This is a genomic window from Jeotgalibacillus sp. ET6, from assembly GCF_029667115.1.
Classification (GTDB): domain Bacteria; phylum Bacillota; class Bacilli; order Bacillales; family Jeotgalibacillaceae; genus Jeotgalibacillus.
The window spans coordinates 1-290 of sequence record NZ_JARUIU010000046.1; the positions used below are offsets into that span (position 1 = coordinate 1).

Annotated in this window: 1 protein-coding gene; it reads right to left on the bottom strand. The window is 37.6% G+C overall.

The genetic code is table 11. The annotated features are described in order from the left end of the window. Nucleotides 1–210: 210 nt before the first annotated feature. Nucleotides 211–290, bottom strand: an 80-nt coding sequence (locus tag P6709_RS20600; RefSeq protein ID WP_442905377.1) for a hypothetical protein, incomplete at its 5' end; no start/stop codon positions are given.

Sequence of the window (290 nt, forward strand, 5' to 3'; positions counted from 1 at the left end):
GATCGTAATAATGGCCAGCCATAATCAAACGTTTGTTTGAATCCAGTTCATAGTGGGTGATTTCAGGTTCATTTAAACATATAAATTAAAATAAAAAACACTGCAGCTTCGGACATTTTGATTACTTGTTCCATCGTAGCACCTCCGTAAATTCCTTCGTATACGTAGTATAGCTTTTTTATCCATTTGTCTCAACCTCTTCAAGCCGGTTCAATGCGCTTCAGGCTTAAATTCTTTAATATGCTTTGTCGACGGAACATGGATTCCTCTGCAAAGGTCGAAGAATTCAC